This window comes from Rhizobium sp. Leaf341 (assembly GCF_001424325.1).
GTDB lineage: Bacteria > Pseudomonadota > Alphaproteobacteria > Rhizobiales > Rhizobiaceae > Ferranicluibacter.
Genome location: NZ_LMPE01000015.1, coordinates 13,901 through 36,330 on the forward strand (window position 1 = coordinate 13,901; position 22,430 = coordinate 36,330).

The window sequence follows — 22,430 nt, forward strand, 5'->3', positions numbered from 1 at the left end:
GGCTTCGTCCCCACACAGAGCATCCTACCATGAGCGAATTCAAGACCATTTCGATCCGCGGTGCGCGGGAGCACAATCTCAAGGGGGTTGATCTAGACCTCCCGCGCAACAAGCTGATCGTGATGACCGGCCTTTCGGGGTCGGGAAAATCGTCGCTCGCATTCGATACCATCTATGCGGAGGGGCAGCGCCGCTATGTCGAGAGCCTCTCGGCCTACGCGCGCCAGTTCCTTGAAATGATGCAGAAGCCGGATGTGGATCTGATCGAGGGCCTCTCGCCGGCGATCTCGATCGAGCAGAAGACGACGTCCAAGAATCCGCGTTCCACCGTGGGGACGGTGACGGAAATCTACGACTACATGCGGCTGCTCTTCGCGCGCGTCGGCGTTCCCTATTCACCGGCGACCGGCCTGCCGATCGAAAGCCAGACGGTCAGCCAGATGGTCGACCGGATCCTGGCAATGGAGGAAGGTGCCCGCCTCTACATCCTCGCGCCGATGATCCGGGGCCGGAAGGGGGAGTACAAGAAAGAGCTCGCCGAGCTGATGAAGAAGGGCTTCCAGCGTGTGAAGGTCGACGGCCAGTTCTACGAAATTGCGGACGTGCCGGCGCTGGACAAGAAGTACAAGCACGATATCGACGTGGTCGTCGATCGCCTGGTCGTTCGCGGCGACATTGCCGCACGGCTCGCCGACAGTCTCGAGACGTCGCTGCGGCTGGCGGATGGATTGGCCATCGCCGAGTTCGCCGACAAGCCCCTGCCCGAGAAGGAGACGTCGGCCGGCGGCTCGGCCAACAAGTCGCTGAACGAGACGCACGAACGGGTGCTCTTTTCCGAGAAGTTTGCCTGCCCTGTGTCGGGTTTCACGATCTCGGAGATCGAGCCGCGCCTGTTCTCCTTCAACAATCCGTTCGGCGCCTGCCCCACCTGCGACGGCCTTGGCAGCCAGCAGAAGATCGACGAAGCCCTGATCGTGCCGGAGCATGACCGCACGCTGAAAAACGGCGCCATCGCGCCGTGGGCGAAATCGTCCTCTCCTTATTACAATCAGACGCTGGAGGCCCTCGGCAAGACGTTCGGCTTCAAGCTGAGCAATACCTGGGCCGACCTTTCGGACGCTGCCAAGACGGCGATCCTGCGGGGAACGGACGAGAAGATCGTGTTCCAATATGCCGACGGCGCGCGGTCCTACAACACCACCAAGACCTTCGAAGGCATCGTGCCGAATCTTGAACGGCGCTGGAAGGAAACCGAATCGGCTTGGGCGCGCGAGGAGATCGAACGCTACATGTCGGCGGCCCCCTGCCCGGCCTGCAAGGGTTTCCGTCTGAAGCCCGAGGCCCTGGCCGTCAAGATCGACCGGTTGCATATCGGCGAGGTGACCAACATGTCGATCCGCGTCGCGCGCGACTGGTTCGAGGATCTTCCCGCGCGGCTGACCGAGAAGCAGAACGAGATTGCCGTCCGGATTCTCAAGGAGATCCGCGATCGTCTGCGCTTCCTGAACGATGTCGGGCTGGATTACCTCAGCCTCTCGCGAAATTCGGGCACGCTTTCGGGCGGCGAAAGCCAGCGTATCCGGCTCGCCTCGCAGATCGGATCGGGCCTGACAGGCGTTCTCTATGTCCTCGATGAGCCATCGATCGGCCTCCACCAGCGCGACAATGCGCGGCTGCTCGATACGTTGCGGCATCTGCGCGACATCGGCAATACCGTCATCGTCGTCGAGCACGACGAGGATGCCATCCTGACCGCCGACTATGTGGTCGATATCGGTCCGGCCGCCGGCATCCATGGCGGTCAGGTCGTCGCTTCCGGCACGCCGCAGGAGATCATCGATCATCCCACGTCTCTGACGGGGAAGTATCTGTCGGGCGATCTCTCGGTTTCCGTGCCTGCCGAGCGGCGGAAGCCGAAGAAAAAGAAGGAACTGACCGTCGTCGGCGCGCGGGGCAACAATCTGAAGAACGTCACCGCGTCGATTCCGCTGGGCGTCTTCACCGCGGTAACGGGTGTTTCCGGGGGCGGCAAATCCACCTTCCTCATCGAGACGCTCTACAAGTCGGCTGCGCGACGCGTGATGGGCGCGCGTGAAATTCCGGCCGACCATGATCGCATCGACGGGTTCGAACATATCGACAAGGTCATCGATATCGACCAGTCACCGATCGGCCGGACACCGCGCTCGAACCCGGCGACCTATACCGGCGCCTTCACACCGATACGCGACTGGTTTTCGGGGCTGCCGGAGGCAAAAGCCCGCGGCTATCAGCCGGGACGTTTCTCGTTCAACGTGAAGGGCGGTCGCTGCGAGGCCTGCCAAGGCGACGGCGTCATCAAGATCGAGATGCACTTCCTCCCGGACGTCTACGTCACCTGCGATGTCTGCCATGGTAAGCGCTACAACCGCGAAACGCTCGACGTCACCTTCAAGGGCAAGTCGATCGCGGACGTTCTGGATATGACGGTCGAGGAGGGCGTGGAATTCTTCGCGGCCGTGCCGGCCGTGCGCGACAAGCTGGTCACGCTCAACGAGGTCGGCCTCGGCTACATCAAGGTGGGCCAGCAGGCCAATACGCTGTCGGGCGGCGAAGCGCAGCGCGTCAAGCTGGCCAAGGAGCTGTCCAAGCGCTCGACGGGGCGCACGCTGTACATTCTGGACGAGCCGACGACGGGGCTGCACTTCCACGACGTCGCCAAGCTGCTCGAGCTGCTGCACGAGCTCGTCAACCAGGGCAATTCGGTCGTCGTGATCGAGCATAATCTGGAGGTCATCAAGACAGCCGACTGGATCCTCGATTTCGGGCCGGAGGGCGGCGATGGCGGCGGGCAGGTCGTGGCCGAGGGAACGCCGGAGCAGATCGTGCGGGAGAAGCGGTCGCACACCGGCCACTTCCTCAAGGAACTGCTGGAGCGCCGTCCGGTGCGTAAGGCCGTCGCGGCGGAATAGGCTGTCGAGCAGGTCGTCCAAGGCTTTTGACGTTGGCGAGGGGTATCGGAATGCGTGGTAAAGGCGGCAGGATCCGTGTCGGCATCGGTGGCTGGACGTTCGATCCGTGGGAAGGGACGTTCTATCCCGAGGGGCTCGCGAAGAAGCGGCAATTGGAGTTCGCCGGCAAGGCGCTGCAGGTGATCGAGGTCAACGGAACCTACTACAGTTCTCAAAAGCCCGAAACCTTCGCAAAGTGGGCGTCAGAGGTGCCGGACGATTTCGTCTTCACGCTGAAGGCAAGCCGCTACGCAACCAACAAGAAGGTGCTGGCAGATGCGGGCGAGTCCGTCGCCCGTTTCCTCGGCCAGGGATTGACCGAACTCGGGCCCAAGCTCGGGCCCATCCTCTGGCAGTTCATGCCGACGAAGAGGTTCGATGCGGCGGATTTCGCGGCGTTTCTGGCCCTGCTGCCCGAGACGCAGGATGGCCTTGCCCTGCGGCACGCGATCGAGGTTCGTCACCCGTCGTTCCAGGTCGAGGCTTTCGTGGATCTGGCGCGACGGCACAACGTCGCCATCGTCTGTGCCGATCATGCGGATTATCCCATGATTGCGGATGTGACGTCAGACTTTGTCTATACCCGCCTGCAGACGGGCAGCGACGATGTCGAGACCTGTTACGACGAGCCGCGTCTCTCCGAATGGCAAGCGCGCCTTGAGGCCTGGGGATCCGGTGGCGTTGCGGACGGGCTGCCGCTGCTCTCGGACGCTCCGCCCAAGCATCCAAGAGACGTCTTTGCCTTCTTCATCCACGAGGGCAAGGTCAACGCCCCCGGGGGCGCCATGGAGCTGCAGAAGCGCGTGGGCTAATGCATCGCCCGAAAGTTTGCAGCGGTTTCGGGAACGACATGCATCACAACAAGACCTTAAGGCGCGTCGCGTGAATTCTTTTTCATGCAACGCGCGTCAGGCGGCGGGCCGCCGACGGCGTCATTGTGTCCAAGGTTGCAGCCGCTCTTGGTCTCTACGATCGTTCCGACGTGTGCGGCAGCGGGCGGATCGCGCGGAGCAGGTCTTCGGCCGTCATCCCCTCGCCTGCCATATGTCCGGCAGCGCCGTGACGCCAGACGGCGCTGGCCGCCGCCTCGAAGGCGGGCATGCCTTGCGCGAGATGCGCGCCGACGAGGCCCGCGAGGACATCGCCCGAGCCGGCCGTTGCAAGCCAGGGCGGGGCATTTGCGTTGATCGCGATCCGACCGTCCGGGGCGGCGATGACGGTATCGGACCCCTTGAGCACGATCACGGCATTGCTGCGCCGTGCGGCGCGCGTCGCGCGGTCGATCTTGGACGCCTGATCGTCTGCCGCGAGATCGGGAAAGAGGCGTGCGAACTCGCCGTCATGCGGCGTGAGAACCAGGCGGACCGGCCCGTGGAACGCGGTAAACAGAGCCTGCGGATCGTCGCGAAACGCGGTGATGCCGTCTGCGTCGAGCACCAGCGCGCGCTTGGCGAGGGCGGTGACGATGCTGCGGGCCCGGTCGGCCTGTCCATATCCCGGGCCAAGAACAAACGCATTGAGGCGCTCATCCGCCATCAGGTCCTCCAGCATTGCGTCGCCATCGACAGGTTTCAGCATGACCGCCGTCAGATGTGCGGCCAGTGTGGGGATCGCCTCGGAGGACGCGACCATCGTGACCAGTCCGGCGCCTCCGGCGAGGCCCGCCGTCGCACTCATGCGGGCAGCGCCGCTGCTGGCGGCCGGGCCGGAGAAGACGACGAGATGTCCGCGGCGATATTTGTGGGTCGACGGGTCGAGCGCCTGCACGGCGTCCTCCCAGAGCGCCGGTACATTCTCGATGATGTCTTTCCGGTACGCCTCCAGGATCCGCCCGGGGATGCCAATATCGACCACCTCCAGATCGCCGCAGGCAGAGCGCCCCGGCAAAAGGAGATGACCCGGCTTGCGGGTCATGAACGTGACCGTCCGCGCTGCCTGGAAGCAGGCCCCGAGAACCTGCCCGGAGCGGCCGTCGATCCCGGATGGCAGGTCGATCGCGACCACCGGCAGACGCGCCGCCGTGACGGCTGCCATGAGATCCGCGACATCTTGCGAAACAGGCCGCGAAAGACCGGCACCAAAGAGCCCGTCAACGATGACGTCGCCCGTCTCAGGGACATAGTCGGCCAGAGCGAAGCAGGCCGCGGAGAGCCGAGCGAACGCGGAAGCTGCGTCTCCCGTCAGACGGGCGGGATCATCGAGCAGAAACACCGTTACGTTCGCGCCGCTCTCCAGCAGCGCGTCGGCTGCGATCAGGGCGTCGCCGCCATTCTTGCCGGGACCACAGAGACAGGCGAACCGAACGGCTCCGGGATAGTGCCGTAACGCGGAAGCCGCGACGGCATGGCCTGCGGCCCGCATCAGGCCGAAGGAGTCGATGCCCGATGCGGCGGCCTCCGTGTCAACCTTCGCCATGTCCGCCGGCTTGATGATCCATGATGCGATGTCCGTTTTGATACCCATCTTGCCACCTGCGCCGAAATACGTGATCCTGCCCTTACAGTGTAGGGGGCGATACCGGAAATCAAGGTCGTCACGGGAATGCGAGTTGACCAATTCCTGAGCATCTGCATATATTTGCCGCCTAAATATCATGCTAAAGTTGGTGAACTTCCGTCCGTAATGCATCAAATTGCCGTAAATGGCCTGCACGTCACAAGAAATAGGCATTACCCTGCAAGATTGGTCGGCAATGTCGGGGCCACGTTTCTTCCCGGACGTACAAGCGGCAAATGCGTCGAGATATTGAAGACATGGCATGCTAAATGCATAAGGTGGGGCGAGCGGGGATTCCCCTGTTCCAACGGGAGAAGCGGAGAGACATTTTCTCATGAAAAAGGTCGAGGCGATCATCAAGCCATTCAAGCTGGATGAAGTGAAGGAGGCCCTTCAGGAAGTTGGCCTCCAGGGCATCACGGTGACGGAAGCCAAGGGTTTCGGACGACAGAAGGGCCACACCGAACTGTATCGGGGCGCCGAATATGTCGTGGATTTCCTGCCCAAGGTGAAGGTCGAAGTGGTTCTCGCGGACGAGAATGCAGACGCCGTCATCGAGGCGATCCGCAAGGCCGCCCAGACGGGGCGGATCGGCGACGGCAAGATCTTTGTGTCGAACGTGGAAGAGGTCATCCGAATCCGCACGGGCGAGACCGGCGTCGACGCTATCTGATTTCATGCCGCCGCATTTGCGCGGCGGTCTATAACCGGCAGGGAAGGACATCTCCGATATGACGACTGCGAGCGACATCCTTAAGCAGATCAAGGAAAACGACGTCAAGTTCGTTGATCTTCGCTTCACCGACCCCAAGGGCAAGCTTCAGCACGTGACCATGGATGTGTCCTGCGTCGATGAAGACATGTTCGTCGACGGCGTCATGTTCGACGGCTCGTCCATCGGCGGCTGGAAGGCCATCAACGAGTCCGACATGGTTCTGATGCCGGATGCGACGACGGTGCACATGGACCCGTTCTTCGCCCAGTCGACCATGGTCGTGGTCTGCGACATTCTCGATCCGATTTCGGGCGAGGCCTACAATCGCGATCCGCGCGGAACCGCGAAGAAGGCGGAAGCCTATCTGAAGTCGTCCGGTATCGGCGACACCGTGTTCGTCGGACCCGAGCCGGAGTTCTTCATCTTCGACGACGTGCGCTACAAGGCCGATCCCTACAACACCGGCTTCAAGCTCGATTCCTCCGAGCTGCCGTCGAACGACGACACGGCCTACGACACCGGCAACCTGGGTCACCGCCCGCGCGTCAAGGGCGGCTACTTCCCGGTACCGCCGATCGACAGCTGCCAGGACATGCGCTCGGAAATGCTCACCGTTCTCTCGGAGATGGGCGTGACCGTCGAGAAGCAGCACCACGAGGTGGCCGCGGCCCAGCACGAACTCGGCGTCAAGTTTGATACGCTGGTTCGCAGCGCCGACCAGATCCAGATCTACAAATATGTCGTGCACCAGGTGGCGAACGCCTATGGCAAGACGGCCACCTTCATGCCGAAACCCATCTTCGGCGACAATGGCTCGGGCATGCATGTGCACCAGTCGATCTGGAAGGACGGCAAGCCGACCTTCGCGGGTGACGAATATGCCGGCCTTTCGGAAAACTGCCTGTTCTACATCGGCGGCATTATCCGTCATGCCAAGGCCATCAACGCCTTCACCAATCCGACGACCAACTCCTACAAGCGTCTGGTCCCCGGATACGAGGCTCCGGTCCTGCTGGCCTATTCCGCGCGCAACCGTTCCGCATCGTGCCGCATCCCGTTCGGCTCCGGTGCCAAGTCCAAGCGCGTCGAAGTCCGCTTCCCCGATCCGCTGGCGAACCCCTATCTGGCCTTTGCATCTATGCTGATGGCTGGTCTCGACGGCATTCGCAACAAGATCCACCCCGGCAAGGCCATGGACAAGGATCTCTACGACCTGCCCGCCAAGGAATTGAAGAAGATTCCGACCGTGTGCGGCTCGCTGCGCGAAGCGCTCGAGAATCTCGATCGCGATCGCAAGTTCCTTACCGCCGGCGGTGTGTTCGACGACGATCAGATCGACGCTTATATCGAGCTGAAGATGGCGGAGGTCATGCGCTACGACATGACGCCACATCCGGTCGAATTCGACATGTATTATTCGGCCTGAGAACGATCCGAACGAACAGAAAGGCCGGCGCCACACGCGCCGGCCTTTTTCGTTGAGCGGGTACGGGCAGGCGCTGGCAGCTGCCCCACGCAGGCCTCGCTCGCTGTCGCCGCGTCACGCATTCGTGTTGCCGCTTCGTCCCTTGATCTTGCAGCGTTTCCTCCCACATATTGAAGGAAAGGATACGATCATGATGAAACAGAGAGATGCAAAGTTCCAGATCGGACAAGTGGTGCGCCACCGGCTCTTCCCGTTCCGTGGCGTGATCTTCGACGTGGATGCCGAGTATGCCAACACGGAAGAGTGGTGGAACGCCATCCCCGCCGAGGTCCGGCCCGATCGCGACCAGCCCTTCTACCACCTGCTGGCAGAAAACGACGAGAGCGAATATGTCGCCTATGTCTCGGAGCAGAACCTGATGTCGGACGAGACGGGAACGCCGGTTCGCCATTCGCAGGTCGAAACGTTCTTCGACCCGGAGACCATCGGACAGTACAAGCCGAAGGCTGTCGTCACGCATTGACGTGATCTGCGGACGCTCCTGTCAGCGTGGCTGTGAAATGACCACATTAAGGACATGCAAAAAGCCCGGATCGTCAGATCCGGGCTTTTCTTTTGGGGGTCTTGCGACCGATCAGTTCTGCTTGGCAGCCTTCTGGGCTTCTTCAAGCTTCTTGCGGGCATCTTCTGCCTTCTTCTGCATCTCTTCCTGCAGCAGGCGCTGGCGTTCCTGCAGCTTCGACTGCTCGATCGGCTCGCCATCGAACACGCCGGTGAAGCCTTCGAGCGACATCTTGATCGGGTTCGGCGCACGCTGGAAGTTAATCGAGGTGAACACGACCTCGCTACCCTTCTTCAGGCTTGCGATGACGGCGTCGGTCAGGGGCGCTTCGGCCACGCACTTGTCGGGCATGCAGATCGCGTAGTCGAGCTTGATCGGCTTGCCGCCGTCGATCTGGACCTGAACGCCAGGGGGAAGGAGACGCGCGGAGGGCACCGAGACCTGCAGGATCTTGCGGTTGACCTTGCCCTGCACGCTGATGAGGCCTGCCGCTGTCACGAGCTGGCCGTTATTCGCGGACAGCAGGTTCTGGACGATGCAGACATCGTTGTCTTCCTGCTTGGTGCAGACTTTGAACCAGCCCTGCGGCGCGCGCTGGCCGGCCTGCTGCGCGAAGGAAGCCGACGGCATTGCGGCGGCCGCGACGGCGCCGACGAAAGCCGAAAGTGCGACTTTCCTGGAAAGGGTGGGCTTGAAGGTCATAACGATATCCGTCTCCTGAATTCATCGTTTCTGCGGCTCGGATCTAGCGCTCTCGAGACGAGACGCGCAACATCACGTTCACGACAGGATCGGTTGCGATCGTTCTGCGCCGGACCCGAAACGGTCTTGAGAACCACCGAAGCGAATCCGCTCATCCCGATGTCGCTGGCACGTCCACAAACTGATTGCTCGACTGGGCGAGTGCTCGGCCGCCCGCTCCTCTGTTGGTCAATTGAGGCAATTGCATGACCCGTCCAGGGGCGGTTTCCTCTCCTAGCGCGTCACGCGCGCCTAATCCAGCCTTGCCCGTCGAAAAACGCAATCCGGCATCGATGATTTTGGCGCGCGCGGCCCATAGAACTGCCATTCTGCGGGGGCAAGCTTCAAAAACAGGCCCGGCGTGATAGGTTGCCGGGAATCGTTTCTGGATCTGCTCGAGATTTGCGGGCCTGTCCGCATCGGAGAACCGCGTGCGCGCCTTGTTTCTGGGTCTTGCCCTGTCCACCTCGCTGATGGCTGCCGGCTTTGCCATGGCCGAACCCGTACACGGCATCGCCATGCACGGGACGCCTGCCCTGCCCGCCGGCTTCAAGAACTTTCCCTATGTCGATCCGCAGGTGAAAAAGGGCGGCCACATCTCCTACGGGGTGGTCGGGTCGTTCGACAATCTCAACCCGTTCATCCTGAAGAGCATGCGCACGACCGCGCGCGGCATGCTCGATCCGGAATATGGCAATCTCGTCTACGACTCCCTGATGATGCGCTCGCGCGACGAGGCGTTTTCCCTCTATGGTCTGCTGGCGGAAACTGTGGAGTGGGACGAGGATCGCACGTTCATCCAGTTCAATCTCAATCCGAAGGCGCACTGGTCCGACGGCCAGCCGGTGACGCCGGAGGACGTGATCTTCACCTTCGAGATCTTCCGCGACAAGGGTCGCGTGCCGTTCGCATCGCGGCTCGACAAGGTCGCCAAGATGGAGAAGGTCGGCGAACGCAGCGTGCGCTTCACCTTCAACGAGAAGAGCGACCGCGAATTCCCGCTGCTCATCGCAATGACGCCGATCCTGCCCAGGCATGCAACTGCTGTCGAAAGCTTCGACCAGACGACGCTCAAGTTTCCGATCGGCTCCGGACCCTACAAGGTGGCCTCCGTCACGCCGGGCGAGAGGATTGTCTACGAGCGCGATCCGAACTACTGGGCGAAGGATCTGCCGTCGAAGATCGGCCAGGACAATTACGACCGCATCTCTGTCGAGTATTTTCTCCAGGACAATTCCTTGTTCGAGGCCTTCAAGAAAGGCGAGATCGACGTCTATCCCGAAGGCAGCCCCAATCGCTGGGCGCGCAGCTACGACTTTCCGGCCGTGCGGTCCGGCGAGGTCATCAAGGATACCTTCTCGCCGAAGACCCCCTCGGGCATGCTCGGCTTCGTCTTCAACACGCGCCGGGCCATGTTCGAGAACCCGAAGCTGCGGCAGGGCTTAGCGCTCGTCTTCGACTTCGAATGGGTCAACAAGAACCTCTATGACAGCGCTTACACGCGCACGCAGAGCTATTGGCAGAACTCTGGCCTCTCCTATCTTGGGCAGCCGGCCGACGATCGCGAGCTCAGCCTGCTCGGCGACATCCGCAACCGGATCCTGCCCGGCGTGCTGGATGGAACCTACCGCCTGCCGGTGACCGACGCCTCCGGGCGCGACCGCAACGTCCTACGCGAAGCGGTCACCCTTCTGCGGGAAGCCGGGTATACGATTCGCGACGGACAGATGAAGAATGCCGCCGGGCAACAGCTCGCCTTCGAAATCATGACCCAGAACGAGGGCCAGGAGAAGATGGCGCTGGCCTATCAGCGCTTCCTTGCCGCCCTCGGCATTCGCGCAGGCGTGCGAACGGTCGATGATTCGCAGTATCAGCAGCGCAGTCAGTCCTTCGACTACGACATCATCATCAAGTCTTTCCCGTCCTCGCTCTCGCCGGGCATCGAACAGGTCGGTCGCTGGTCCTCGCAGTCCCGGGATCGCGAAGGCAGCGACAATTTCGCCGGCGTTGCCGACAAGGATGTCGATACCCTGGTGAACAACATTCTGCAGGCCCGTTCGCAGGAGGACTTTACCGCCGCCGTGCGTGCCCATGACCGGATGCTTGTCTCGAATTTCTACGCGGTGCCTCTCTACCACGTGGCATCGCAATGGGTTGGCCGTCACAAGCGGATCGGGCGGCCGAACACCGTGCCGCTCTATGGCTACAGCCTCCCGACATGGTGGGATGTGGATGCACAGACCACGCCTGCCAACGAAGCGTCTTCGCCGGCCCCGCAGCAGCCTGCCGCGCCAGCGCCGACGCCCGACGCACCCCTTCAGCAAGGGAAGGAATGATCATGGAGCATGTCACCGTCGACGTCGTCTCGGATGTCGTCTGCCCCTGGTGCTATCTCGGGAAGGCCCGGCTGGACAAGGCGATCGCGGAGCTGGCGAGCGAGATCCTGGTCACCGTCAACTGGCGTCCCTATCAGCTCAATCCCGATCTGCCGCCGGAGGGCGTCGATCACAAGGCGCATCTCGCGGCCAAGCTCGGTGGACCCGAAGCCGTGGCTCGGGCGCATCAGACGCTCACGGCGCTCGGCCATGCCGACGGCGTGGTTTTCGACTTTGACGCCGTGACCGTCTCGCCGAACACGCTGGATGCCCACAGGCTCATCCGCTGGGCGCAGGCCGAGGGCGCCGATGTGCAGGCGAATGTCGTGTCCGGCCTGTTCAGGGCGAATTTCGCGGAGGGCCGCAACGTCGGCGATCGCGAAACGCTGATCGACATCGCCGAAGCCGGCGGGCTCGATCGCGCCGTCGTCACCGCCCTCTTCGCATCCGATGCGGACACCGCAGACGTGAAGACGGAAATCGACATGGCCCGCGATATGGGCGTCACCGGCGTGCCCTGCTTCATCATCGAGAGCAAATACGCCGTGATGGGGGCTCAGTCGGTCGAGGTGCTCACCGGCGCTCTGCGCGATATCGCCGGAATGAAGAACCAGGCCAACATCAACTGACGCCCTGACGAAAGAGGCAGCCGTGCGGTCACCAACGACCGCAGGCTGCCGTTTCTCTAACTCCTGCTAGCTCTTGCGGCCCTGCTAGCTCTTGCAGCCCTCTTAGCCCTTGGCGATACCGGCAAGCTGCGTCATCAGCATCGCGGCCCCTGCCAGCCGTTTCTCCGGCGTCGGGTAATCGCGCTGGAAAAAGATGCTCTGGTCCTGTCGAACCTTGGCGAGCGTCCCCTGCTTGGCGATATAGCCGACAAGACCGGCCGGGTTCGGAAAATCGCGGTTGCGAAAGTGCACCACGACGCCCTTCGGACCGGCATCGAGCTTCTCGACATTTGCCGTTCGGCACAGCGATTTGACATAGACGATCTTGAGAAGGTGCTGCACCTCGATCGGCAGCGGTCCGAACCGGTCGATGAGTTCCGCACCGAACGCGTCGATATCGGCGAGCTCCGTGATCTCTCCGAGCCTCCGGTAGAGCATCAGCCGGAGATGCAGGTCCGGGACGTACTCGTCCGGGATCATGACGGGCGTTCCGACGGAGATCTGCGGCGACCAACCGCTGTCGGTCACCTCGTCGTCTCCCTTCAGTTCCGCCACGGCCTCTTCCAGCATCTGCTGGTAAAGCTCGAAGCCGACCTCCTTGATGTGACCGGACTGCTCGTCGCCGAGCAGGTTACCGGCACCGCGGATATCGAGATCGTGGCTTGCAAGCTGGAAGCCGGCGCCAAGCGTGTCGAGAGACTGCAGGACCTTCAGGCGCCGTTCGGCGGGACCCGTCAGGGTCTTGTTGACCGGCAGCGTAAACAGCGCGAAGGCGCGGACCTTTGACCGCCCGACGCGACCCCGCAGCTGGTACAGCTGCGCCAGACCGAACATGTCGGCCCGATGCACGATCAGCGTGTTGGCGCGAGGAACGTCGAGGCCAGACTCGACGATCGTTGTCGATAGAAGCACGTCATACCGGCCCTCGTAGAAGGCGTTCATGATGTCCTCGAGTTCCGTCGCCGGCATCTGACCATGGGCGACGGCCACCTTCAGTTCCGGAACGTCGGACTGCAGGAAGGCCTGCACATCCTCGAGGTCGGCCAGCCGCGGGCAGACGTAGAAGCTCTGGCCACCGCGATAGTGCTCGCGCATCAGCGTCTCGCGGATCACCAGCGCGTCGAACGGCGAGATGAAGGTGCGCACCGCCATGCGATCGACGGGCGGCGTGGTGATGAGCGAGAGCTCCCGCACGCCGGTCAAGGCGAGCTGCAGCGTCCGCGGGATCGGCGTTGCCGACAGCGTCAGCACGTGGACGTCGGACTTCAGCTCCTTCAGCCGTTCCTTGTGCTTCACCCCGAAATGCTGCTCTTCGTCGATGATGAGAAGGCCGAGATTGGCGAAATTGATGGCGCTGCCGAGAAGAGCGTGCGTTCCCACGACGATATCGGTCTTGCCTTCGGAGACCTCCTTCTTGGTCAAGGCCAGTTCCTTGGAGCCGACGAGCCGCGAGGCCTGGGCCAGCCGGATCGGCAGGCCGCGGAAGCGCTCGGTGAACGACTTGAAATGCTGGCGGGCGAGAAGCGTGGTGGGCACGACGACGGCCACCTGCACGCCGTTCATCGCGGCGATGAAGGCCGCACGCAACGCGACTTCGGTCTTTCCGAAGCCCACGTCGCCGCACACCAGCCGGTCCATCGGACGGCCGGCACCGAGGTCGTCGCGGACGGCCTCGATCGAGGTCATCTGGTCCTCGGTCTCGTCATAGGGGAAGCGCGCCGCGAACTCGTCGTAGATGCCCTCCGGTGTGATCAGCACCGGCGCGCGCCGGGTCAACCGCTCGGCGGCGATCCGGATTAGTCCGCCGGCCATGTCCAGCAGACGCTTCTTCAGTTTCGCCTTGCGCGCCTGCCAGGCAACGCCGCCCAGCTTGTCGAGGATGGCATCGCTGCCTTCCGAGCCATAGCGCGAGAGAAGGTCGATGTTCTCGACCGGAAGATAGAGCTTGGCGTCGTCCGCATAGACGAGCTCCAGGCAGGCATGCGGGGCGCCGGCGGCCTCGATGGTCCGCAAACCGACGAACCGACCGATGCCGTGTTCGGCGTGGACGACGATCGAGCCTTCATCAAGCCCGGCCACTTCGGCGATGAAGTCCGCACCGCGCTTGCGACGCTTGGAGCGGCGCACCATGCGGTCGCCAAGAATATCCTGCTCGCCGATGACGACGAGATCGCCGCTTTCGAAACCGCTTTCGAGGCTGAGCACGGCCGCAGCCGCCTCCCCGGACTTCAGCTTGCCGACCTCTCCGAACGACGCCACGGGTTTGATGTTGCCGAGCCCATGCTCGGCAAGCACCTGCAGCAGACGGTCGAGCGAGCCTTCGGACCAGCCGGTCACCAGGATCTTGGCGCCCTTGGCACGCTTGTCGGCAATGTATTTCACTGCCTGGTCGAACACGTTGACGCGTTCGCCTTCCGGCGCGCTTTCATTGGCGTTCTTCGCCCACCGCACGCCGAGTCGCGCATCGATGGTCACGACCTTGCGGCCCTCGCCGTCCGGCTCCGAGAAGGGCGACAGGCGAATGGCGTTGGCGCTCGCCAGAGCCGCTGAAAACTGATCGGCCGTGAGATAGAGCTGCTCTGGCGGAACCGGCTTGTAGGGTGTTCCCTGGGATGTCGCGCCTTTGCCCGGCGTGCCCGTTTCGCGCCGCGCATCATAATAGTCGTGCACGAGCTTTGAGCGCTCGGCCGCCGCCTCACGCACGACATGATCCGTGACGATCCGGAAGCCCGGGAGATAGTCGAACACGCTGTCGAGGTTGTCGTAAAACAGCGGCAGCCAGTGCTCCATGCCGGCATAGCGCCGGCCTTCCGAGACCGCTTGATACAAGGCATCGTCGCGTGTCGCCGCGCCGAAAAGTGCGAGGTAGCGCGTCCGGAAATGGCTGATCGTCTCCGGCGTCAGCGAAACCTCGCTCATGGGGTTGAGGTCGAGCGATCGCGCCTGCCCGGTCGTCCGCTGGCTGGCAGGATCGAAGGAGCGAATCGTCTCCAGCGTGTCGCCGAAGAAATCCAGCCGCACCGGTTCCGCGCTGCCGGGAACGAACACATCAAGGATGCCGCCGCGCACGGCATATTCGCCGACCTCGCGAACGGTCGCCACGCGCTCGAAACCGTTCCGCGACAGAAGCGCGGCGACATCGTCCATGCGGATGTTCGCGCCGGGCCGTGCGGAGAAGGCGAGCCCCTCGATCACATCCTTCGGCGCCATCTTCTGCAGCGCCGCATTCACCGTCACCAGCACGATGGCGGGATGCGGCTTGCGGGCATGGGCGATCAGCGCGCTCAGCGCCGACAAGCGCCGGGCCGACACGTCTGCGCTTGGCGACACACGGTCGTAGGGCAGACAGTCCCAACCCGGCAGGGTCAGGATGGGGATGTCGGGCGCAGCAAAGCCCAGCATCTGTTCGACGTCGGCCAGACGCTGCCCGTCGGACAGGATATAGGCGACCGGCCCCTCCGCGCGCGCGATCTCGGCGAGCAGCAGGGGCTCGACACCGGCCGGCACAGGACCGATGGTGATCTCGCGCTGAACGCCGGCAATCTTCTTCTTGTCGAATCCGTCGATCATTCGGTCGGTCCTGCGGCCGCCGGTGCCGCCTGCGGCTCGAAGTCCGGTCGGTAGGCGGCGATGCGGGCGAACAGCGGCGTGCGGAAATGATCGGGCAGGTCGCGCTCGCCCAGAATCCACTTCACGAGGTCGTTGTCCTCTTCGGACATGATGCGCTCCAGCTCGTCGAGATCGGCATCCGGCAGGTCGGAAAGCTCGTTGTCCGCGAATTGCCCGAAGACCAGATCCATCTCGCGCAGGCCGCGATGCCACGCGCGGAAGAGGATCTTTCGGCGGCGAAGATCGAGATCGGCACTGGTTCGGGTGATGCCTGTCATGGACTGTCCCTTCTGCGGCGTCTGTGCGGTCTCGTGACCGTCGGTCGGGATGGACATATTGCGCCTTGCTGCCGCCGTCCCGCCGCTCCTATAAACGCTGGACAACGACTTGTCAGCCTTGCCAAAGTCCGTTTCGTCAAGTGAAGTTCCCCGGATGCGCCCTGCCCTTCTCGATCCGCTTTTTGCCTCGCTCGATACGCTTCCCGGCGTTGGCCCCAAAGTCGGCGAATTTCTTGCCCGGCTTCTCAACCGGGAGAGCATCGAGGAATGCCGGGTGGTGGATCTGCTCTTTCACGCCCCGCACTCGATCGTGGATCGCCGTCATCAGCCGGGTGTTGCCAACGCGCTGGCTGGCGCCATCGTGACCATCAAGGGCCGGGTCGATCGCCACGTGCCTCCTCCGCCCGGACGTTCGTCCATGCCCTACCGCGTCTTCCTGCAGGACGACACGGGGGAGCTGGCGCTGACCTTCTTCAAGGTCAAGGGCAACTGGCTGGAGAAGCAGCTGCCGATCGATGATGTGGTCATCGTCTCGGGCAAGGTCGACTGGTTCAACGGCCGGGCGTCCATGGTGCATCCCGACCTGATGGTGCGCGAGGCGGAGGCGGAGACGATGGCGCTTGTCGAGCCGGTCTACGGGCTGACGGCCGGGCTCTCGCCGAAAACCCTGCGGCGCACCGTCGAAGCGGCCCTGACCCGTCTTCCGCAGTTTCCCGAATGGCTGGACACATCCCTTCTCGACAAACAGGAATTTCTCACCGCGCGCGAAGCCTTCATCGCTTTGCACGAGCCACGCGATGCGGCCGACATCGATCCTCGCGCACCGGCAAGACGCCGTCTCGCCTATGACGAGTTTCTGGCCGGACAACTGTCGCTCTCCCTCGTTCGACAGCGCCTGCGTGCCCTCCCGGGGACGCCCGTCGCGGCGACGGGTGCCCTCAGCGGCCCCGTCATCTCCGCTCTGCCCTTTTCCTTGACCGGAAGCCAGACGGCGGCCGTCTCCGACATCCTGGCCGACATGGCGCGGGAAGAGCGCATGCTGAGGCTCCTGCAGGGCGATGTCGGCTCCGGCAAGACCGCGGTGGCGCTGATGGCGATGCTCGCAGCCGTGGAAGCCGGTGGACAGGCAGCCCTGATGGCGCCGACCGAAATCCTCGCGCGCCAGCATTTTACCACCCTCAGCCGCCTTGCAGGTCCCGCGGGCGTTCGGATCGACGTTCTCACGGGACGCACCAAGAGCCGCGAGCGCGACGCCCTCCTGGAACGGCTGGCGTCCGGTGAAACGGACATCGTGATCGGCACCCATGCCCTCTTCCAGGATACCGTCGCGTTTCACCGCCTGCTTCTCGCGGTCGTCGACGAACAACATCGCTTCGGCGTCCACCAGCGTCTGCGACTGACGGCAAAGGGCGTGTCCCCACATATGCTGGTGATGACCGCGACGCCGATCCCGCGCACGCTGGTGCTTGCCGCCTTTGGCGATATGGACGTCTCCAAGCTCACCGAAAAGCCGGCGGGCCGAAAGCCGATCCAGACGGTGACGCTGCCGACGGAGCGCCTGGACGACATCGTCGAGCGCCTGCGTGCGGCGATCGCGGACGGCAAGAAGATCTACTGGATCTGCCCGCTGGTCGAGGAGTCCGAACTGTCCGATCTCATGTCCGCGGATGAGCGTTTCCGGATTCTCGTCGCCCGCCTCGGTCCGGTCGCCGGGCTGATCCATGGTCGCATGGCCGGCCCGGAAAAGGACGCGGCCATGCTCGCCTTCAAGAACGGCGAGACGCGGCTGCTCGTCGCCACCACGGTTGTTGAAGTCGGCGTCGATGTGCCCGACGCGACCATCATGGTCATCGAGCATGCCGAGCGTTTCGGGCTTGCGCAGCTCCACCAGCTGCGCGGGCGCGTCGGGCGCGGCAGCGAGGCATCGAGCTGCATCCTGCTCTACAAGGGACCGCTCAGCCTGACGGCGCATTCCCGCCTGTCGATCCTGCGCGATACGGAGGACGGCTTCGTGATTGCCGAAGAGGATCTGAAACTGCGCGGCGAAGGCGAGCTGCTCGGCACCCGACAATCGGGAACGCCCGGCTTTCGTATCGCCAGCCTCGAGGCGCATGCCGATCTCCTGGAGATTGCCCGAAAGGATGCCGCCTACGTGATCGAGCGCGATCCGGACCTCACGACGCCGCGCGGCCAAGCGCTCCGCACGCTCTTGTACCTTCACCGCCGCGACGAGGCGATCCGCTTTCTCCGGGCGGGCTGACGCTCAGGGCTCGATGACGACGGGGACGGGCTCGGCGACCTTGCGGCCCTTGCGCGCCGGCGCGGCCACCGGCCCACCTTCCGGTGGCGTGACCAGACCGACCGAGATCACGAGCTTGGCGGCATCCTCGGCGCTCATGTCGAGGGGTACGATCTTGTCCCGCTGCACGAAGACAAGAAAACCGGCCGTCGGCACGGGGGTCGGCGGCATGAAGCAGGCCACCATATCGCGCCCCATCGCATCGAATTTCGAGGCGATTTCGCCCTTCGCATCGGTGGAGATGAAGACCAGCGACCAGAGACCCGCGCTCGGATACTCGATCAGGGCCGCCTTGTTGAACGGCGTGCCCTGCTCCTTGAGAACGGTTTCGAAGATTTGCTTCAGGCTCTTGTAGAGCCCGCGCACGAGCGGCGTGCGGTTGAGCACCTGCTCGCCGACATTGACGATCGAACGTCCGATCAGATTCTTGCCGAGGAAACCGATGATGGTGATCATGATCAGCGCGATGAGCAGGCCGAAGCCTGGAACCGCGAAGTTCAGGTAGCTGTCCGGATTGTACCGGGCCGGAATATAGGGCTTCACCCAGCTGTCGGCCCAGCGCACAAAGCTCCAGGTCAGCCACAGGGTAATGGCGATCGGCGCGCAGATGACAAGCCCGGCCAGGAAGTTGTTCCGCAGCCGGGTCGCAAGGGAGATACGCGTCTGAGCTTCCGTCATGCTGATTCCATCGACGCCGAGATGCCGCCACGCCATGATGATATGGCGTTGCGGCCAAGCGGACAATGGCAAAAGCCGCAGTGCAGCACGGCGTGCTGCGACCGCGTCTTGGCCGGACTATTCGACCGTCACGGACTTCGCCAGGTTCCGCGGCTGATCGACGTCTGTGCCCATGAAGACCGCCGTGTGATAGGCCAGAAGCTGGATCGGCAGCGAGAAGATCATCGGCGATATCAGCTCGTCGACGTTCGGCAGCACGATCGTGCTCATCGTCTCCAGCTTCGAGGCGCTGGCACCCCGCTCGTCGGTGATGAAGATGATCCTCCCGCCGCGCGCGGCGACCTCCTGCATGTTCGAGATGGTTTTCTCGAAGAAGCGGTCATGCGGCGCGATCACGATCACGGGCATGTTCTCGTCGATCAGGGCAATGGGCCCATGCTTCAATTCGCCGGCAGCATAGCCCTCGGCGTGGATGTAGGAAATTTCCTTGAGCTTGAGCGCGCCCTCCATGGCGAGGGGAAAGCTCGTGCCGCGGCCGAGGTACAAGACGTCCCGGCACTTGGAGAGATCGCGCGCGAGGCTTTCCATCTTCGGCTGAATCGTGTTCAGCACCTGCGCCATGATCCGCGGCATTTCGACGAGATGCCGGACGAGAACGCGCTCCTCCTCGGCGGAAATCGTTCCCCGAGCCCGACCTGCACCGACGGCGAGCGCTGCGAGGACCGCAAGCTGGCAGGTAAAGGCCTTCGTGGAGGCGACGCCGATCTCCGGGCCAGCCAGGATCGGAAAGACGGCATCGGACGAGCGTGCAATGGTCGATTCGCGCGCGTTGACGACCGCCCCGATCGTGAGGCCCAGATCCCTGCAGTAGCGGAGCGAAGCGAGCGTGTCGGCCGTCTCGCCGGATTGCGAGATGAACAGCGCCGCCGCGTCGGACGAGAGGGGGATGTCCCGATAGCGGAATTCGGAAGCGACGTCGATTTCGACGGGAAGCCGGGCATAGCGCTCGAACCAGTATTTGCCGATAAGCCCGGCCAGATAGGCCGTACCGCAGGCTGCGATGGCAAGGCTCGGGATGCGCTCGAAATCGATCGCCGACGCCGCCACGCTCACGCGGTTCTCGGTGAAATCGACATAGTGCCCGAGCGCATGGGAAATGACCTCCGGCTGCTCGTAGATCTCCTTCTCCATGAAGTGCCGGTGATTGCCCTTGTCGACCATGTAGGCAGCGGCGATCGACACCTGGCGGGGCCGCGTCACGTGCCGGCCGTCATGGTCGAGGATCTCGACGCCATCCGCGGTCAGCACCGCCCAGTCGCCATCGTTGAGATACGTGATCTCGTTCGTAAACGGCGCCAAGGCAATGGCATCCGAGCCGAGAAACATCTCGTCCCGCCCGTAACCGACAGCCAGCGGCGGGCCGGACCGGGCCGCAAGAATCGTGTTCGGCGTATCGGCAAACAGGACGGCAAGCGCATAGGCACCGGTGACGGACCGCAACATGGCCTGCATGGCCTGCCGTGCATCGAGCCCGTCCCGGCGCAGCTTGGCGAGCAACTGCGCAACGACTTCGGTGTCCGTCTGGGTCGAGAACGTCGCGCCTGCGGCGACCAGCCCGTCCTTGATCTCGGAGAAATTCTCGATGATGCCGTTGTGCACGACGGCCACGCCGTCGGTGAAATGCGGATGGGCGTTGTTTTCCGTCGGCGCGCCGTGTGTCGCCCAGCGCGTGTGGGCGATGCCGATCGCGCCGGGAAGCGGATCGCCGGCCAGCCTTGTCTCCAGGTTGAACAGCTTGCCTTCGGCCCTGCGCCGATCGAGCTGCCCTTGGTGGATCGTGGCGACGCCGGCGGAATCATAGCCGCGGTATTCGAGCCGCTTGAGCGCATCGACCAGCCTCTCCGATACGGGACGCGCTCCGACGATGCCGACGATGCCGCACATGACTTTCTCCGATCCTGTTAGCCCCAGACCTTATGGACTAAGCTGACTACTGTTTTTTTCAAAGCGAGCAACCGACCCACCGTCACTTTCGGTGTCAGCCGGTAATGCGGCACCGCGCGGGAGGTGCGCTCAGGCCTTGGGCTTTCTTGCCGCCTTTTCCGCGAGATACCGCTCGCGCAGCACTTTGGCGTGGCCCGGCTTGTTGGCCTGGCGGGCCCGACCGAATGCGGCAGCATCGTCAGGCACATCGTCGGTGATGACGCTGCCGGATGCGATCAGGGCGCCGTCGCCGATGGTGACGGGCGCCACCAGGGAGGCGTTGGAGCCGATGAACGCCTTTGCGCCGATGCGGGTGACGTGCTTGTTCACGCCGTCATAATTGCAGGTGACGGTTCCGGCGCCGATATTGGCTTCCGGGCCGATGACGGCATCGCCGATATAGGTCAGGTGGCTCACCTTGGCCCCCGCGCCGATGTCCGACTTCTTGATCTCGCAGAAATTCCCGACCTTGGCGTTCGGGCCGAGATGCGCGCCCGGGCGAAGGCGGGCGAAGGGCCCGACGTTGGCCCCGGCCGCGACATGTGCCCCTTCAAGATGCGAAAAAGCGTGGATGACGGCATCGCGCTCCACGGTGACGCCCGGGCCGAAGACGACATTGGGCTCGACGAGCACATCTTGTTCGAGTTCGGTATCGTAGGACAGAAACACGGTTTCCGGCGCAATCATCGAGACGCCCGAGATCATCAGTGCGTGGCGCCGGCGCGCCTGCCACGCCGCCTCGATCGCAGCGAGTTCCGCGCGATTGTTGCACCCCATGAGTTCGGTTTCAGGCGCTTCGATCGCGATCGTCTTGCCCCCGGCTGCCCGGGCGACTTCCACCACGTCCGTCAGGTAGTATTCGCCCTTGGCATTGTCGTTGCCGATGGCATCGAGAAACGCGAGGGCCCGCCGACCGTTGATCGCCATGAGACCGCCATTGCAATAGGTGATGGCGCGCTCGGCTTCGGACGCGTCCTTTTCCTCGCGGATCGCCAGCAGCGCGTCGTTCTCGATGATGAGGCGACCATAGCCCGTTGGCCGCTCCGTGCGAAAGCCGATGACGACGACATCGTCGCCGGCTGCGAGACGCGCGCGCGCCGCCTTGAGCGGGCCGGCCGTGATCAGCGGCGTGTCGCCGAAAACGACAATGACGTCATCATAGCCCTTCGCGATCGCCTCGCGCGCCGCGAGCACCGCATGCCCCGTTCCCAGACGCTGTGTCTGCAGATGGGTGCTGACAGGCAGATCCGCCCGGCGCGCCGCAGCGGCGACCGCATCGGCATCGCGACCGACGACCAGAGCAGCCGCCTCGATGTCGGCGCCGGCAAGCGCCTCCATCACATGCGCGATCATCGGGCGCCCCGCAACGGGATGAAGCACCTTGGACACGGACGACTTCATCCGGGTGCTCTCGCCGGCGGCAAGAACGACGGCAAGACAGGAGCGGGCTTGGGTGTCGGGGATCTGGCTCATCAATGTCTCCTGTCTCGTCCGGCCGGGCGCCGGACAGATCGTCTGCCTCATAGTACAAAAGGTCGGGATTCGCGAAGCCGATTTGCAAGCCGTGCGAGACGCGGGTCTGGCACGCGGCCGGGGCGGACTTTGGCACG

Annotated in this window: 14 protein-coding genes and 1 pseudogene; 8 read left to right on the forward strand and 7 right to left on the reverse strand. The window is 63.5% G+C overall.

Translation table 11 applies throughout. From position 1 onward, the window contains the following. Positions 1-29 precede the first annotated feature (29 nt). Both uvrA and ASG03_RS15025 read left to right on the forward strand, forming a co-directional pair. Entirely contained in the window at positions 30-2,951 is a 2,922-nt protein-coding gene (gene uvrA / locus ASG03_RS15020) for an excinuclease ABC subunit UvrA (RefSeq protein ID WP_062473469.1), read from the forward strand. 50 nt (positions 2,952-3,001) lie between these two features. Further along, complete coding sequence (locus tag ASG03_RS15025; RefSeq protein WP_062694281.1) at positions 3,002-3,802, forward strand: DUF72 domain-containing protein; 801 nt, start codon at positions 3,002-3,004, stop codon at positions 3,800-3,802. A 154-nt stretch (positions 3,803-3,956) separates the two neighbouring features. On the opposite strand, the gene ASG03_RS15030 is transcribed toward ASG03_RS15025, so the two are convergent. Continuing rightward, positions 3,957-5,453, reverse strand: coding sequence for a bifunctional ADP-dependent NAD(P)H-hydrate dehydratase/NAD(P)H-hydrate epimerase (locus ASG03_RS15030; RefSeq protein ID WP_062694283.1), 1,497 nt, complete (start codon positions 5,451-5,453; stop codon positions 3,957-3,959). A 367-nt stretch (positions 5,454-5,820) separates the two neighbouring features. Between ASG03_RS15030 and ASG03_RS15035 the strand changes: the two genes are divergently transcribed. The 3 genes from ASG03_RS15035 (at position 5,821) to hspQ (ending at position 8,150) form a co-directional block, all read left to right on the forward strand. Beyond that, the gene (locus ASG03_RS15035) at positions 5,821-6,159 is read left to right on the forward strand and encodes a P-II family nitrogen regulator (protein WP_062473479.1); all 339 of its coding nucleotides are present in this window, start codon (positions 5,821-5,823) and stop codon (positions 6,157-6,159) included. Positions 6,160-6,217: 58 nt separating this feature from the next. Next, the gene (gene glnA, locus ASG03_RS15040) at positions 6,218-7,627 is read left to right on the forward strand and encodes a type I glutamate--ammonia ligase (protein WP_062473482.1); all 1,410 of its coding nucleotides are present in this window, start codon (positions 6,218-6,220) and stop codon (positions 7,625-7,627) included. A gap of 193 nt (positions 7,628-7,820) precedes the next feature. After that, positions 7,821-8,150 (forward strand): heat shock protein HspQ, encoded by a 330-nt coding sequence (hspQ, locus tag ASG03_RS15045; RefSeq protein ID WP_062474500.1) that lies wholly within the window; start codon positions 7,821-7,823, stop codon positions 8,148-8,150. A gap of 111 nt (positions 8,151-8,261) precedes the next feature. On the opposite strand, the gene ASG03_RS15050 is transcribed toward hspQ, so the two are convergent. Beyond that, a complete protein-coding gene (locus ASG03_RS15050) occupies positions 8,262-8,891 on the reverse strand; it encodes an invasion associated locus B family protein (RefSeq protein WP_062473485.1) in 630 nt (209 codons plus the stop codon). A gap of 512 nt (positions 8,892-9,403) precedes the next feature. Here ASG03_RS15050 and ASG03_RS15055 point away from each other — a divergent pair. Next, positions 9,404-11,170: pseudogene (locus ASG03_RS15055) on the forward strand (extracellular solute-binding protein); the annotation flags it as partial. A 98-nt stretch (positions 11,171-11,268) separates the two neighbouring features. Continuing rightward, on the forward strand, positions 11,269-11,934 hold the full coding sequence (locus ASG03_RS15060) for a DsbA family oxidoreductase (protein ID WP_062695203.1): 666 nt from the start codon (positions 11,269-11,271) through the stop codon (positions 11,932-11,934). Between the two features lie 102 nt (positions 11,935-12,036). On the opposite strand, the gene mfd is transcribed toward ASG03_RS15060, so the two are convergent. Next, positions 12,037-15,543 (reverse strand): transcription-repair coupling factor, encoded by a 3,507-nt coding sequence (mfd, locus tag ASG03_RS15065; protein ID WP_062694284.1) that lies wholly within the window; start codon positions 15,541-15,543, stop codon positions 12,037-12,039. Beyond that, the gene (locus tag ASG03_RS15070; protein WP_062474506.1) at positions 15,540-15,860 is read right to left on the reverse strand and encodes an FAD assembly factor SdhE; all 321 of its coding nucleotides are present in this window, start codon (positions 15,858-15,860) and stop codon (positions 15,540-15,542) included. Before ASG03_RS15070 ends, mfd begins: the two co-directional genes overlap by 4 nt. Positions 15,861-16,014: 154 nt before the next feature. On the opposite strand from ASG03_RS15070, the gene recG reads away from it, so the two are divergent. Then, entirely contained in the window at positions 16,015-18,120 is a 2,106-nt protein-coding gene (gene recG, locus ASG03_RS15075; protein WP_062694286.1) for an ATP-dependent DNA helicase RecG, read from the forward strand. A 3-nt stretch (positions 18,121-18,123) separates the two neighbouring features. On the opposite strand, the gene ASG03_RS15080 is transcribed toward recG, so the two are convergent. The 3 genes from ASG03_RS15080 to glmU form a co-directional block, all read right to left on the reverse strand. Then, the gene (locus ASG03_RS15080; protein WP_062695205.1) at positions 18,124-18,837 is read right to left on the reverse strand and encodes a DUF502 domain-containing protein; all 714 of its coding nucleotides are present in this window, start codon (positions 18,835-18,837) and stop codon (positions 18,124-18,126) included. 117 nt (positions 18,838-18,954) lie between these two features. After that, positions 18,955-20,781 (reverse strand): glutamine--fructose-6-phosphate transaminase (isomerizing), encoded by a 1,827-nt coding sequence (gene glmS / locus ASG03_RS15085; RefSeq protein WP_062694288.1) that lies wholly within the window; start codon positions 20,779-20,781, stop codon positions 18,955-18,957. Positions 20,782-20,910: 129 nt separating this feature from the next. Then, positions 20,911-22,293, reverse strand: a complete 1,383-nt coding sequence (gene glmU / locus ASG03_RS15090) for a bifunctional UDP-N-acetylglucosamine diphosphorylase/glucosamine-1-phosphate N-acetyltransferase GlmU (RefSeq protein ID WP_062694290.1) — start codon at positions 22,291-22,293, stop codon at positions 20,911-20,913. Positions 22,294-22,430 lie beyond the last annotated feature (137 nt).

Excerpts from the sequence above, each read along its gene's own strand:
- ASG03_RS15035 (WP_062473479.1), top strand. The coding sequence starts at position 5,821 with ATGAAAAAGGTCGAGGCGATCATCAAGCCATTCAAGCTGGATGAAGTG.
- ASG03_RS15050 (WP_062473485.1), bottom strand. The coding sequence starts at position 8,891 with ATGACCTTCAAGCCCACCCTTTCCAGGAAAGTCGCACTTTCGGCTTTC.
- ASG03_RS15080 (WP_062695205.1), bottom strand. The coding sequence starts at position 18,837 with ATGACGGAAGCTCAGACGCGTATCTCCCTTGCGACCCGGCTGCGGAAC.
- ASG03_RS15025 (WP_062694281.1), top strand. The coding sequence starts at position 3,002 with ATGCGTGGTAAAGGCGGCAGGATCCGTGTCGGCATCGGTGGCTGGACG.
- mfd (WP_062694284.1), bottom strand. The coding sequence starts at position 15,543 with ATGATCGACGGATTCGACAAGAAGAAGATTGCCGGCGTTCAGCGCGAG.
- ASG03_RS15070 (WP_062474506.1), bottom strand. The coding sequence starts at position 15,860 with ATGACAGGCATCACCCGAACCAGTGCCGATCTCGATCTTCGCCGCCGA.
- glmS (WP_062694288.1), bottom strand. The coding sequence starts at position 20,781 with ATGTGCGGCATCGTCGGCATCGTCGGAGCGCGTCCCGTATCGGAGAGG.
- uvrA (WP_062473469.1), top strand. The coding sequence starts at position 30 with ATGAGCGAATTCAAGACCATTTCGATCCGCGGTGCGCGGGAGCACAAT.
- recG (WP_062694286.1), top strand. The coding sequence starts at position 16,015 with ATGCGCCCTGCCCTTCTCGATCCGCTTTTTGCCTCGCTCGATACGCTT.
- ASG03_RS15060 (WP_062695203.1), top strand. The coding sequence starts at position 11,269 with ATGGAGCATGTCACCGTCGACGTCGTCTCGGATGTCGTCTGCCCCTGG.
- glnA (WP_062473482.1), top strand. The coding sequence starts at position 6,218 with ATGACGACTGCGAGCGACATCCTTAAGCAGATCAAGGAAAACGACGTC.
- glmU (WP_062694290.1), bottom strand. The coding sequence starts at position 22,293 with ATGAGCCAGATCCCCGACACCCAAGCCCGCTCCTGTCTTGCCGTCGTT.
- hspQ (WP_062474500.1), top strand. The coding sequence starts at position 7,821 with ATGAAACAGAGAGATGCAAAGTTCCAGATCGGACAAGTGGTGCGCCAC.
- ASG03_RS15030 (WP_062694283.1), bottom strand. The coding sequence starts at position 5,453 with ATGGGTATCAAAACGGACATCGCATCATGGATCATCAAGCCGGCGGAC.